The 15,401-nt window shown below is 51.1% G+C and carries 9 rRNA genes; all 9 read right to left on the bottom strand.

Features of this window, described 5'->3' with window-relative positions:
- Window positions 1–114, bottom strand: a 5S ribosomal RNA gene (gene rrf, locus QFZ72_RS00005); the annotation flags it as partial.
- Window positions 115–204: 90 nt separating this feature from the next.
- Window positions 205–3,135, bottom strand: a 23S ribosomal RNA gene (locus QFZ72_RS00010).
- Between the two features lie 233 nt (window positions 3,136–3,368).
- A 16S ribosomal RNA gene (locus QFZ72_RS00015) occupies window positions 3,369–4,906 on the bottom strand.
- A 218-nt stretch (window positions 4,907–5,124) separates the two neighbouring features.
- A 5S ribosomal RNA gene (gene rrf, locus QFZ72_RS00020) occupies window positions 5,125–5,240 on the bottom strand.
- Window positions 5,241–5,330: 90 nt separating this feature from the next.
- A 23S ribosomal RNA gene (locus tag QFZ72_RS00025) occupies window positions 5,331–8,260 on the bottom strand.
- Window positions 8,261–8,493: 233 nt separating this feature from the next.
- Window positions 8,494–10,031: ribosomal RNA gene (locus tag QFZ72_RS00030) — 16S ribosomal RNA — on the bottom strand.
- 218 nt (window positions 10,032–10,249) lie between these two features.
- Window positions 10,250–10,365, bottom strand: a 5S ribosomal RNA gene (gene rrf, locus QFZ72_RS00035).
- A 90-nt stretch (window positions 10,366–10,455) separates the two neighbouring features.
- A 23S ribosomal RNA gene (locus tag QFZ72_RS00040) occupies window positions 10,456–13,386 on the bottom strand.
- 233 nt (window positions 13,387–13,619) lie between these two features.
- A 16S ribosomal RNA gene (locus QFZ72_RS00045) occupies window positions 13,620–15,157 on the bottom strand.
- Window positions 15,158–15,401 lie beyond the last annotated feature (244 nt).

Here is a 15,401-nt window from a genome sequence, read left to right on the forward strand (position 1 = left end):
CTGGCAACGTCCTACTCTCACAGGGGGAAACCCCCAACTACCATCGGCGCTAAAGAGCTTAACTTCCGTGTTCGGCATGGGAACGGGTGTGACCTCTTTGCCATCATCACCAGACAATATGCAATTGATTAGAAAGAATGTTATTCTTTCAAAACTAAATAACGTTTGATAACAAGATTCACTTACATTTACACATATTAGACTGTGGTTAAGTCCTCGAACGATTAGTATCTGTCAGCTCCACACGTCACCGCGCTTCCACCTCAGACCTATCAACCTGATCATCTTTCAGGGTTCTTACTCACTTGCGTGATGGGAAATCTCATCTTGAGGGGGGCTTCATGCTTAGATGCTTTCAGCACTTATCCCTTCCGCACATAGCTACCCAGCGATGCCTTTGGCAAGACAACTGGTACACCAGCGGTGCGTCCATCCCGGTCCTCTCGTACTAAGGACAGCTCCTCTCAAATTTCCTGCGCCCACGACGGATAGGGACCGAACTGTCTCACGACGTTCTGAACCCAGCTCGCGTACCGCTTTAATGGGCGAACAGCCCAACCCTTGGGACCGACTACAGCCCCAGGATGCGATGAGCCGACATCGAGGTGCCAAACCTCCCCGTCGATGTGGACTCTTGGGGGAGATAAGCCTGTTATCCCCGGGGTAGCTTTTATCCGTTGAGCGATGGCCCTTCCATGCGGAACCACCGGATCACTAAGCCCGACTTTCGTCCCTGCTCGACTTGTAGGTCTCGCAGTCAAGCTCCCTTGTGCCTTTACACTCTGCGAATGATTTCCAACCATTCTGAGGGAACCTTTGGGCGCCTCCGTTACATTTTAGGAGGCGACCGCCCCAGTCAAACTGCCCACCTGACACTGTCTCCCAGCCCGATCAGGGCTGTGGGTTAGAATTTCAATACAGCAAGGGTAGTATCCCACCAATGCCTCCACCGAAGCTGGCGCTCCGGCTTCCAAGGCTCCTACCTATCCTGTACAAGCTGTACCAAAATTCAATATCAGGCTACAGTAAAGCTCCACGGGGTCTTTCCGTCCTGTCGCGGGTAACCTGCATCTTCACAGGTACTATAATTTCACCGAGTCTCTCGTTGAGACAGTGCCCAGATCGTTACGCCTTTCGTGCGGGTCGGAACTTACCCGACAAGGAATTTCGCTACCTTAGGACCGTTATAGTTACGGCCGCCGTTTACTGGGGCTTCAATTCAAAGCTTCGCTTGCGCTAACCTCTCCTCTTAACCTTCCAGCACCGGGCAGGCGTCAGCCCCTATACTTCGCCTTGCGGCTTCGCAGAGACCTGTGTTTTTGCTAAACAGTCGCCTGGGCCTATTCACTGCGGCTTTTCAGGGCTATGAACCCTAAAAAGCACCCCTTCTCCCGAAGTTACGGGGTCATTTTGCCGAGTTCCTTAACGAGAGTTCTCTCGCTCACCTTAGGATTCTCTCCTCGCCTACCTGTGTCGGTTTGCGGTACGGGCACCTCTCACCTCGCTAGAGGCTTTTCTTGGCAGTGTGGAATCAGGAACTTCGGTACTAAATTTCCCTCGCCATCACAGCTCAGCCTTATATGAGAAGCGGATTTGCCTACTTCTCAGCCTAACTGCTTGGACGCGCATATCCAACAGCGCGCTTGCCCTATCCTCCTGCGTCCCCCCATTGCTCAAATGGTGAGGAGGTGGTACAGGAATATCAACCTGTTGTCCATCGCCTACGCCTTTCGGCCTCGGCTTAGGTCCCGACTAACCCTGAGCGGACGAGCCTTCCTCAGGAAACCTTAGGCATTCGGTGGAGGGGATTCTCACCCCTCTTTCGCTACTCATACCGGCATTCTCACTTCTAAGCGCTCCACCAGTCCTTACGGTCTAGCTTCAACGCCCTTAGAACGCTCTCCTACCACTGTTCGTAAGAACAGTCCACAGCTTCGGTGATACGTTTAGCCCCGGTACATTTTCGGCGCAGAGTCACTCGACCAGTGAGCTATTACGCACTCTTTAAATGGTGGCTGCTTCTAAGCCAACATCCTGGTTGTCTAAGCAACTCCACATCCTTTTCCACTTAACGTATACTTTGGGACCTTAGCTGGTGGTCTGGGCTGTTTCCCTCTTGACTACGGATCTTATCACTCGCAGTCTGACTCCCAAGGAGCAAGTCTTTGGCATTCGGAGTTTGACTGAATTCGGTAACCCGATGAGGGCCCCTAGTCCAATCAGTGCTCTACCTCCAAGACTCTCATACTTGAGGCTAGCCCTAAAGCTATTTCGGAGAGAACCAGCTATCTCCAGGTTCGATTGGAATTTCTCCGCTACCCACACCTCATCCCCGCACTTTTCAACGTGCGTGGGTTCGGGCCTCCATTCAGTGTTACCTGAACTTCACCCTGGACATGGGTAGATCACCTGGTTTCGGGTCTACGACCACGTACTAAAACGCCCTATTCAGACTCGCTTTCGCTGCGGCTCCGTCTCATCAACTTAACCTTGCACGGGATCGTAACTCGCCGGTTCATTCTACAAAAGGCACGCCATCACCCATTAACGGGCTCTGACTACTTGTAAGCACACGGTTTCAGGATCTTTTCACTCCCCTTCCGGGGTGCTTTTCACCTTTCCCTCACGGTACTGGTTCACTATCGGTCACTAGGGAGTATTTAGCCTTGGGAGATGGTCCTCCCTGCTTCCGACGGGATTTCTCGTGTCCCGCCGTACTCAGGATCCACTCTGGAGGGAACGAAGTTTCGACTACAGGGTTATTACCTTCTCTGACGGACCTTTCCAGGTCGCTTCATCTACCCCGTTCCTTTGTAACTCCGTATAGAGTGTCCTACAACCCCAAGAGGCAAGCCTCTTGGTTTGGGCTAATTCCGTTTCGCTCGCCGCTACTTGGGAAATCGCGTTTGCTTTCTCTTCCTCCGGGTACTTAGATGTTTCAGTTCCCCGGGTCTGCCTTCATTATCCTATGTATTCAGATAAAGATACTGTTCCATTACGAACAGTGGGTTTCCCCATTCGGAAATCTCTGGATCAAAGCTTACTTACAGCTCCCCAAAGCATATCGGTGTTAGTCCCGTCCTTCATCGGCTCCTAGTGCCAAGGCATCCACCGTGCGCCCTTCATAACTTAACCTAAATGGTCAATCGCATCATCAGATGCGTTTCGCATTTCGTTGTTTGTTTAGACATAAATGTCTAGAAAATCACTAATTATGGTAAGCGTAAATCTCAGTGAATTACTTGTTATCAATTACGTTATCTAGTTTTCAAAGAACAACTGACAAATCAGTTGATTTGTCTTCCATCATAGAGAGAATGATCTCTCAAAACTAAACAAAAACCAAAAGCGTCCTCATATATCCTTAGAAAGGAGGTGATCCAGCCGCACCTTCCGATACGGCTACCTTGTTACGACTTCACCCCAATCATCTACCCCACCTTAGGCGGCTGGCTCCTTGCGGTTACCCCACCGACTTCGGGTGTTGCAAACTCTCGTGGTGTGACGGGCGGTGTGTACAAGGCCCGGGAACGTATTCACCGCGGCATGCTGATCCGCGATTACTAGCGATTCCAGCTTCATGCAGGCGAGTTGCAGCCTGCAATCCGAACTGAGAATGGTTTTATGGGATTGGCTAAACCTCGCGGTCTCGCAGCCCTTTGTACCATCCATTGTAGCACGTGTGTAGCCCAGGTCATAAGGGGCATGATGATTTGACGTCATCCCCACCTTCCTCCGGTTTGTCACCGGCAGTCACCTTAGAGTGCCCAACTGAATGCTGGCAACTAAGATCAAGGGTTGCGCTCGTTGCGGGACTTAACCCAACATCTCACGACACGAGCTGACGACAACCATGCACCACCTGTCACTTTGTCCCCCGAAGGGGAACCTTCTATCTCTAGAAGTAGCAAAGGATGTCAAGACCTGGTAAGGTTCTTCGCGTTGCTTCGAATTAAACCACATGCTCCACCGCTTGTGCGGGCCCCCGTCAATTCCTTTGAGTTTCAGTCTTGCGACCGTACTCCCCAGGCGGAGTGCTTAATGCGTTAGCTGCAGCACTAAAGGGCGGAAACCCTCTAACACTTAGCACTCATCGTTTACGGCGTGGACTACCAGGGTATCTAATCCTGTTCGCTCCCCACGCTTTCGCGCCTCAGCGTCAGTTACAGACCAGAGAGTCGCCTTCGCCACTGGTGTTCCTCCACATCTCTACGCATTTCACCGCTACACGTGGAATTCCACTCTCCTCTTCTGCACTCAAGTTTCCCAGTTTCCAATGACCCTCCCCGGTTGAGCCGGGGGCTTTCACATCAGACTTAAGAAACCGCCTGCGCGCGCTTTACGCCCAATAATTCCGGACAACGCTTGCCACCTACGTATTACCGCGGCTGCTGGCACGTAGTTAGCCGTGGCTTTCTGGTTAGGTACCGTCAAGGTGCGAGCAGTTACTCTCGCACTTGTTCTTCCCTAACAACAGAGTTTTACGATCCGAAAACCTTCATCACTCACGCGGCGTTGCTCCGTCAGACTTTCGTCCATTGCGGAAGATTCCCTACTGCTGCCTCCCGTAGGAGTCTGGGCCGTGTCTCAGTCCCAGTGTGGCCGATCACCCTCTCAGGTCGGCTACGCATCGTTGCCTTGGTGAGCCATTACCTCACCAACTAGCTAATGCGCCGCGGGCCCATCTGTAAGTGACAGCCGAAACCGTCTTTCCAAATTGAACCATGCGGTTCAAGATACTATCCGGTATTAGCTCCGGTTTCCCGGAGTTATCCCAGTCTTACAGGCAGGTTGCCCACGTGTTACTCACCCGTCCGCCGCTGACCTCCTAAGAGGTCCGCTCGACTTGCATGTATTAGGCACGCCGCCAGCGTTCGTCCTGAGCCAGGATCAAACTCTCCGAAGAAAATTTGTGACTCAATTTGTTGCTGACTTCAAAAATTTAAAACGTTTGGTACGCTTTTGGTTTTGTTTAGTTTTCAAAGATCATTTGCTTTAAGTGTAACTTTCTAATCATAATATACTAGATTAATAAAGTCAACAACTTTTTTTAAAAAAATAATAGCTTAGCGGAATGAACCGCAGATCACTTACAGCAAAAGCTGCTCGCCATCATTTGCTACAGCCTGGCAACGTCCTACTCTCACAGGGGGAAACCCCCAACTACCATCGGCGCTAAAGAGCTTAACTTCCGTGTTCGGCATGGGAACGGGTGTGACCTCTTTGCCATCATCACCAGACAATATGCAATTGATTAGAAAGAATGTTATTCTTTCAAAACTAAATAACGTTTGATAACAAGATTCACTTACATTTACACATATTAGACTGTGGTTAAGTCCTCGAACGATTAGTATCTGTCAGCTCCACACGTCACCGCGCTTCCACCTCAGACCTATCAACCTGATCATCTTTCAGGGTTCTTACTCACTTGCGTGATGGGAAATCTCATCTTGAGGGGGGCTTCATGCTTAGATGCTTTCAGCACTTATCCCTTCCGCACATAGCTACCCAGCGATGCCTTTGGCAAGACAACTGGTACACCAGCGGTGCGTCCATCCCGGTCCTCTCGTACTAAGGACAGCTCCTCTCAAATTTCCTGCGCCCACGACGGATAGGGACCGAACTGTCTCACGACGTTCTGAACCCAGCTCGCGTACCGCTTTAATGGGCGAACAGCCCAACCCTTGGGACCGACTACAGCCCCAGGATGCGATGAGCCGACATCGAGGTGCCAAACCTCCCCGTCGATGTGGACTCTTGGGGGAGATAAGCCTGTTATCCCCGGGGTAGCTTTTATCCGTTGAGCGATGGCCCTTCCATGCGGAACCACCGGATCACTAAGCCCGACTTTCGTCCCTGCTCGACTTGTAGGTCTCGCAGTCAAGCTCCCTTGTGCCTTTACACTCTGCGAATGATTTCCAACCATTCTGAGGGAACCTTTGGGCGCCTCCGTTACATTTTAGGAGGCGACCGCCCCAGTCAAACTGCCCACCTGACACTGTCTCCCAGCCCGATCAGGGCTGTGGGTTAGAATTTCAATACAGCAAGGGTAGTATCCCACCAATGCCTCCACCGAAGCTGGCGCTCCGGCTTCCAAGGCTCCTACCTATCCTGTACAAGCTGTACCAAAATTCAATATCAGGCTACAGTAAAGCTCCACGGGGTCTTTCCGTCCTGTCGCGGGTAACCTGCATCTTCACAGGTACTATAATTTCACCGAGTCTCTCGTTGAGACAGTGCCCAGATCGTTACGCCTTTCGTGCGGGTCGGAACTTACCCGACAAGGAATTTCGCTACCTTAGGACCGTTATAGTTACGGCCGCCGTTTACTGGGGCTTCAATTCAAAGCTTCGCTTGCGCTAACCTCTCCTCTTAACCTTCCAGCACCGGGCAGGCGTCAGCCCCTATACTTCGCCTTGCGGCTTCGCAGAGACCTGTGTTTTTGCTAAACAGTCGCCTGGGCCTATTCACTGCGGCTTTTCAGGGCTATGAACCCTAAAAAGCACCCCTTCTCCCGAAGTTACGGGGTCATTTTGCCGAGTTCCTTAACGAGAGTTCTCTCGCTCACCTTAGGATTCTCTCCTCGCCTACCTGTGTCGGTTTGCGGTACGGGCACCTCTCACCTCGCTAGAGGCTTTTCTTGGCAGTGTGGAATCAGGAACTTCGGTACTAAATTTCCCTCGCCATCACAGCTCAGCCTTAATGAGAAGCGGATTTGCCTACTTCTCAGCCTAACTGCTTGGACGCGCATATCCAACAGCGCGCTTGCCCTATCCTCCTGCGTCCCCCCATTGCTCAAATGGTGAGGAGGTGGTACAGGAATATCAACCTGTTGTCCATCGCCTACGCCTTTCGGCCTCGGCTTAGGTCCCGACTAACCCTGAGCGGACGAGCCTTCCTCAGGAAACCTTAGGCATTCGGTGGAGGGGATTCTCACCCCTCTTTCGCTACTCATACCGGCATTCTCACTTCTAAGCGCTCCACCAGTCCTTACGGTCTAGCTTCAACGCCCTTAGAACGCTCTCCTACCACTGTTCGTAAGAACAGTCCACAGCTTCGGTGATACGTTTAGCCCCGGTACATTTTCGGCGCAGAGTCACTCGACCAGTGAGCTATTACGCACTCTTTAAATGGTGGCTGCTTCTAAGCCAACATCCTGGTTGTCTAAGCAACTCCACATCCTTTTCCACTTAACGTATACTTTGGGACCTTAGCTGGTGGTCTGGGCTGTTTCCCTCTTGACTACGGATCTTATCACTCGCAGTCTGACTCCCAAGGAGCAAGTCTTTGGCATTCGGAGTTTGACTGAATTCGGTAACCCGATGAGGGCCCCTAGTCCAATCAGTGCTCTACCTCCAAGACTCTCATACTTGAGGCTAGCCCTAAAGCTATTTCGGAGAGAACCAGCTATCTCCAGGTTCGATTGGAATTTCTCCGCTACCCACACCTCATCCCCGCACTTTTCAACGTGCGTGGGTTCGGGCCTCCATTCAGTGTTACCTGAACTTCACCCTGGACATGGGTAGATCACCTGGTTTCGGGTCTACGACCACGTACTGAAACGCCCTATTCAGACTCGCTTTCGCTGCGGCTCCGTCTCATCAACTTAACCTTGCACGGGATCGTAACTCGCCGGTTCATTCTACAAAAGGCACGCCATCACCCATTAACGGGCTCTGACTACTTGTAAGCACACGGTTTCAGGATCTTTTCACTCCCCTTCCGGGGTGCTTTTCACCTTTCCCTCACGGTACTGGTTCACTATCGGTCACTAGGGAGTATTTAGCCTTGGGAGATGGTCCTCCCTGCTTCCGACGGGATTTCTCGTGTCCCGCCGTACTCAGGATCCACTCTGGAGGGAACGAAGTTTCGACTACAGGGTTATTACCTTCTCTGACGGACCTTTCCAGGTCGCTTCATCTACCCCGTTCCTTTGTAACTCCGTATAGAGTGTCCTACAACCCCAAGAGGCAAGCCTCTTGGTTTGGGCTAATTCCGTTTCGCTCGCCGCTACTTGGGAAATCGCGTTTGCTTTCTCTTCCTCCGGGTACTTAGATGTTTCAGTTCCCCGGGTCTGCCTTCATTATCCTATGTATTCAGATAAAGATACTGTTCCATTACGAACAGTGGGTTTCCCCATTCGGAAATCTCTGGATCAAAGCTTACTTACAGCTCCCCAAAGCATATCGGTGTTAGTCCCGTCCTTCATCGGCTCCTAGTGCCAAGGCATCCACCGTGCGCCCTTCATAACTTAACCTAAATGGTCAATCGCATCATCAGATGCGTTTCGCATTTCGTTGTTTGTTTAGACATAAATGTCTAGAAAATCACTAATTATGGTAAGCGTAAATCTCAGTGAATTACTTGTTATCAATTACGTTATCTAGTTTTCAAAGAACAACTGACAAATCAGTTGATTTGTCTTCTATCATAGAGAGAATGATCTCTCAAAACTAAACAAAAACCAAAAGCGTCCTCATATATCCTTAGAAAGGAGGTGATCCAGCCGCACCTTCCGATACGGCTACCTTGTTACGACTTCACCCCAATCATCTACCCCACCTTAGGCGGCTGGCTCCTTGCGGTTACCCCACCGACTTCGGGTGTTGCAAACTCTCGTGGTGTGACGGGCGGTGTGTACAAGGCCCGGGAACGTATTCACCGCGGCATGCTGATCCGCGATTACTAGCGATTCCAGCTTCATGCAGGCGAGTTGCAGCCTGCAATCCGAACTGAGAATGGTTTTATGGGATTGGCTAAACCTCGCGGTCTCGCAGCCCTTTGTACCATCCATTGTAGCACGTGTGTAGCCCAGGTCATAAGGGGCATGATGATTTGACGTCATCCCCACCTTCCTCCGGTTTGTCACCGGCAGTCACCTTAGAGTGCCCAACTGAATGCTGGCAACTAAGATCAAGGGTTGCGCTCGTTGCGGGACTTAACCCAACATCTCACGACACGAGCTGACGACAACCATGCACCACCTGTCACTTTGTCCCCCGAAGGGGAACCTTCTATCTCTAGAAGTAGCAAAGGATGTCAAGACCTGGTAAGGTTCTTCGCGTTGCTTCGAATTAAACCACATGCTCCACCGCTTGTGCGGGCCCCCGTCAATTCCTTTGAGTTTCAGTCTTGCGACCGTACTCCCCAGGCGGAGTGCTTAATGCGTTAGCTGCAGCACTAAAGGGCGGAAACCCTCTAACACTTAGCACTCATCGTTTACGGCGTGGACTACCAGGGTATCTAATCCTGTTCGCTCCCCACGCTTTCGCGCCTCAGCGTCAGTTACAGACCAGAGAGTCGCCTTCGCCACTGGTGTTCCTCCACATCTCTACGCATTTCACCGCTACACGTGGAATTCCACTCTCCTCTTCTGCACTCAAGTTTCCCAGTTTCCAATGACCCTCCCCGGTTGAGCCGGGGGCTTTCACATCAGACTTAAGAAACCGCCTGCGCGCGCTTTACGCCCAATAATTCCGGACAACGCTTGCCACCTACGTATTACCGCGGCTGCTGGCACGTAGTTAGCCGTGGCTTTCTGGTTAGGTACCGTCAAGGTGCGAGCAGTTACTCTCGCACTTGTTCTTCCCTAACAACAGAGTTTTACGATCCGAAAACCTTCATCACTCACGCGGCGTTGCTCCGTCAGACTTTCGTCCATTGCGGAAGATTCCCTACTGCTGCCTCCCGTAGGAGTCTGGGCCGTGTCTCAGTCCCAGTGTGGCCGATCACCCTCTCAGGTCGGCTACGCATCGTTGCCTTGGTGAGCCATTACCTCACCAACTAGCTAATGCGCCGCGGGCCCATCTGTAAGTGACAGCCGAAACCGTCTTTCCAACTTGAACCATGCGGTTCAAGATACTATCCGGTATTAGCTCCGGTTTCCCGGAGTTATCCCAGTCTTACAGGCAGGTTGCCCACGTGTTACTCACCCGTCCGCCGCTGACCTCCTAAGAGGTCCGCTCGACTTGCATGTATTAGGCACGCCGCCAGCGTTCGTCCTGAGCCAGGATCAAACTCTCCGAAGAAAATTTGTGACTCAATTTGTTGCTGACTTCAAAAATTTAAAACGTTTGGTACGCTTTTGGTTTTGTTTAGTTTTCAAAGATCATTTGCTTTAAGTGTAACTTTCTAATCATAATATACTAGATTAATAAAGTCAACAACTTTTTTTAAAAAAATAATAGCTTAGCGGAATGAACCGCAGATCACTTACAGCAAAAGCTGCTCGCCATCATTTGCTACAGCCTGGCAACGTCCTACTCTCACAGGGGGAAACCCCCAACTACCATCGGCGCTAAAGAGCTTAACTTCCGTGTTCGGCATGGGAACGGGTGTGACCTCTTTGCCATCATCACCAGACAATATGCAATTGAAGAAAGAATGTTATTCTTTCAAAACTAAATAACGTTTGATAACAAGTTTCACTTAGGTTATACACTTTATTAGACTGTGGTTAAGTCCTCGAACGATTAGTATCTGTCAGCTCCACACGTCACCGCGCTTCCACCTCAGACCTATCAACCTGATCATCTTTCAGGGTTCTTACTCACTTGCGTGATGGGAAATCTCATCTTGAGGGGGGCTTCATGCTTAGATGCTTTCAGCACTTATCCCTTCCGCACATAGCTACCCAGCGATGCCTTTGGCAAGACAACTGGTACACCAGCGGTGCGTCCATCCCGGTCCTCTCGTACTAAGGACAGCTCCTCTCAAATTTCCTGCGCCCACGACGGATAGGGACCGAACTGTCTCACGACGTTCTGAACCCAGCTCGCGTACCGCTTTAATGGGCGAACAGCCCAACCCTTGGGACCGACTACAGCCCCAGGATGCGATGAGCCGACATCGAGGTGCCAAACCTCCCCGTCGATGTGGACTCTTGGGGGAGATAAGCCTGTTATCCCCGGGGTAGCTTTTATCCGTTGAGCGATGGCCCTTCCATGCGGAACCACCGGATCACTAAGCCCGACTTTCGTCCCTGCTCGACTTGTAGGTCTCGCAGTCAAGCTCCCTTGTGCCTTTACACTCTGCGAATGATTTCCAACCATTCTGAGGGAACCTTTGGGCGCCTCCGTTACATTTTAGGAGGCGACCGCCCCAGTCAAACTGCCCACCTGACACTGTCTCCCAGCCCGATCAGGGCTGTGGGTTAGAATTTCAATACAGCAAGGGTAGTATCCCACCAATGCCTCCACCGAAGCTGGCGCTCCGGCTTCCAAGGCTCCTACCTATCCTGTACAAGCTGTACCAAAATTCAATATCAGGCTACAGTAAAGCTCCACGGGGTCTTTCCGTCCTGTCGCGGGTAACCTGCATCTTCACAGGTACTATAATTTCACCGAGTCTCTCGTTGAGACAGTGCCCAGATCGTTACGCCTTTCGTGCGGGTCGGAACTTACCCGACAAGGAATTTCGCTACCTTAGGACCGTTATAGTTACGGCCGCCGTTTACTGGGGCTTCAATTCAAAGCTTCGCTTGCGCTAACCTCTCCTCTTAACCTTCCAGCACCGGGCAGGCGTCAGCCCCTATACTTCGCCTTGCGGCTTCGCAGAGACCTGTGTTTTTGCTAAACAGTCGCCTGGGCCTATTCACTGCGGCTTTTCAGGGCTATGAACCCTAAAAAGCACCCCTTCTCCCGAAGTTACGGGGTCATTTTGCCGAGTTCCTTAACGAGAGTTCTCTCGCTCACCTTAGGATTCTCTCCTCGCCTACCTGTGTCGGTTTGCGGTACGGGCACCTCTCACCTCGCTAGAGGCTTTTCTTGGCAGTGTGGAATCAGGAACTTCGGTACTAAATTTCCCTCGCCATCACAGCTCAGCCTTATATGAGAAGCGGATTTGCCTACTTCTCAGCCTAACTGCTTGGACGCGCATATCCAACAGCGCGCTTGCCCTATCCTCCTGCGTCCCCCCATTGCTCAAATGGTGAGGAGGTGGTACAGGAATATCAACCTGTTGTCCATCGCCTACGCCTTTCGGCCTCGGCTTAGGTCCCGACTAACCCTGAGCGGACGAGCCTTCCTCAGGAAACCTTAGGCATTCGGTGGAGGGGATTCTCACCCCTCTTTCGCTACTCATACCGGCATTCTCACTTCTAAGCGCTCCACCAGTCCTTACGGTCTAGCTTCAACGCCCTTAGAACGCTCTCCTACCACTGTTCGTAAGAACAGTCCACAGCTTCGGTGATACGTTTAGCCCCGGTACATTTTCGGCGCAGAGTCACTCGACCAGTGAGCTATTACGCACTCTTTAAATGGTGGCTGCTTCTAAGCCAACATCCTGGTTGTCTAAGCAACTCCACATCCTTTTCCACTTAACGTATACTTTGGGACCTTAGCTGGTGGTCTGGGCTGTTTCCCTCTTGACTACGGATCTTATCACTCGCAGTCTGACTCCCAAGGAGCAAGTCTTTGGCATTCGGAGTTTGACTGAATTCGGTAACCCGATGAGGGCCCCTAGTCCAATCAGTGCTCTACCTCCAAGACTCTCATACTTGAGGCTAGCCCTAAAGCTATTTCGGAGAGAACCAGCTATCTCCAGGTTCGATTGGAATTTCTCCGCTACCCACACCTCATCCCCGCACTTTTCAACGTGCGTGGGTTCGGGCCTCCATTCAGTGTTACCTGAACTTCACCCTGGACATGGGTAGATCACCTGGTTTCGGGTCTACGACCACGTACTAAAACGCCCTATTCAGACTCGCTTTCGCTGCGGCTCCGTCTCATCAACTTAACCTTGCACGGGATCGTAACTCGCCGGTTCATTCTACAAAAGGCACGCCATCACCCATTAACGGGCTCTGACTACTTGTAAGCACACGGTTTCAGGATCTTTTCACTCCCCTTCCGGGGTGCTTTTCACCTTTCCCTCACGGTACTGGTTCACTATCGGTCACTAGGGAGTATTTAGCCTTGGGAGATGGTCCTCCCTGCTTCCGACGGGATTTCTCGTGTCCCGCCGTACTCAGGATCCACTCTGGAGGGAACGAAGTTTCGACTACAGGGTTATTACCTTCTCTGACGGACCTTTCCAGGTCGCTTCATCTACCCCGTTCCTTTGTAACTCCGTATAGAGTGTCCTACAACCCCAAGAGGCAAGCCTCTTGGTTTGGGCTAATTCCGTTTCGCTCGCCGCTACTTGGGAAATCGCGTTTGCTTTCTCTTCCTCCGGGTACTTAGATGTTTCAGTTCCCCGGGTCTGCCTTCATTATCCTATGTATTCAGATAAAGATACTGTTCCATTACGAACAGTGGGTTTCCCCATTCGGAAATCTCTGGATCAAAGCTTACTTACAGCTCCCCAAAGCATATCGGTGTTAGTCCCGTCCTTCATCGGCTCCTAGTGCCAAGGCATCCACCGTGCGCCCTTCATAACTTAACCTAAATGGTCAATCGCATCATCAGATGCGTTTCGCATTTCGTTGTTTGTTTAGACATAAATGTCTAGAAAATCACTAATTATGGTAAGCGTAAATCTCAGTGAATTACTTGTTATCAATTACGTTATCTAGTTTTCAAAGAACAACTGACAAATCAGTTGATTTGTCTTCCATCATAGAGAGAATGATCTCTCAAAACTAAACAAAAACCAAAAGCGTCCTCATATATCCTTAGAAAGGAGGTGATCCAGCCGCACCTTCCGATACGGCTACCTTGTTACGACTTCACCCCAATCATCTACCCCACCTTAGGCGGCTGGCTCCTTGCGGTTACCCCACCGACTTCGGGTGTTGCAAACTCTCGTGGTGTGACGGGCGGTGTGTACAAGGCCCGGGAACGTATTCACCGCGGCATGCTGATCCGCGATTACTAGCGATTCCAGCTTCATGCAGGCGAGTTGCAGCCTGCAATCCGAACTGAGAATGGTTTTATGGGATTGGCTAAACCTCGCGGTCTCGCAGCCCTTTGTACCATCCATTGTAGCACGTGTGTAGCCCAGGTCATAAGGGGCATGATGATTTGACGTCATCCCCACCTTCCTCCGGTTTGTCACCGGCAGTCACCTTAGAGTGCCCAACTGAATGCTGGCAACTAAGATCAAGGGTTGCGCTCGTTGCGGGACTTAACCCAACATCTCACGACACGAGCTGACGACAACCATGCACCACCTGTCACTTTGTCCCCCGAAGGGGAACCTTCTATCTCTAGAAGTAGCAAAGGATGTCAAGACCTGGTAAGGTTCTTCGCGTTGCTTCGAATTAAACCACATGCTCCACCGCTTGTGCGGGCCCCCGTCAATTCCTTTGAGTTTCAGTCTTGCGACCGTACTCCCCAGGCGGAGTGCTTAATGCGTTAGCTGCAGCACTAAAGGGCGGAAACCCTCTAACACTTAGCACTCATCGTTTACGGCGTGGACTACCAGGGTATCTAATCCTGTTCGCTCCCCACGCTTTCGCGCCTCAGCGTCAGTTACAGACCAGAGAGTCGCCTTCGCCACTGGTGTTCCTCCACATCTCTACGCATTTCACCGCTACACGTGGAATTCCACTCTCCTCTTCTGCACTCAAGTTTCCCAGTTTCCAATGACCCTCCCCGGTTGAGCCGGGGGCTTTCACATCAGACTTAAGAAACCGCCTGCGCGCGCTTTACGCCCAATAATTCCGGACAACGCTTGCCACCTACGTATTACCGCGGCTGCTGGCACGTAGTTAGCCGTGGCTTTCTGGTTAGGTACCGTCAAGGTGCGAGCAGTTACTCTCGCACTTGTTCTTCCCTAACAACAGAGTTTTACGATCCGAAAACCTTCATCACTCACGCGGCGTTGCTCCGTCAGACTTTCGTCCATTGCGGAAGATTCCCTACTGCTGCCTCCCGTAGGAGTCTGGGCCGTGTCTCAGTCCCAGTGTGGCCGATCACCCTCTCAGGTCGGCTACGCATCGTTGCCTTGGTGAGCCATTACCTCACCAACTAGCTAATGCGCCGCGGGCCCATCTGTAAGTGACAGCCGAAACCGTCTTTCCAGCTTGAACCATGCGGTTCAAGATACTATCCGGTATTAGCTCCGGTTTCCCGGAGTTATCCCAGTCTTACAGGCAGGTTGCCCACGTGTTACTCACCCGTCCGCCGCTGACCTCCTAAGAGGTCCGCTCGACTTGCATGTATTAGGCACGCCGCCAGCGTTCGTCCTGAGCCAGGATCAAACTCTCCGAAGAAAATTTGTGACTCAATTTGTTGCTGACTTCAAAAATTTAAAACGTTTGGTACGCTTTTGGTTTTGTTTAGTTTTCAAAGATCATTTGCTTTAAGTGCAACTTTCCAATCATAATATACTAGATTAATAAAGTCAACAACTTTTTTCATTTCATTTTGTCGTTTGTTTGCGACAACAAATAATAATATACCACGATAACTTAAGAGAGTCAACGTTTTTAAAAAAGGTCATTGATTTATCTGAAA

Origin of the sequence: Bacillus sp. V2I10, from assembly GCF_030817055.1 — a bacterium.
Taxonomy (GTDB): Bacteria; Bacillota; Bacilli; order Bacillales; family Bacillaceae; genus Bacillus_P.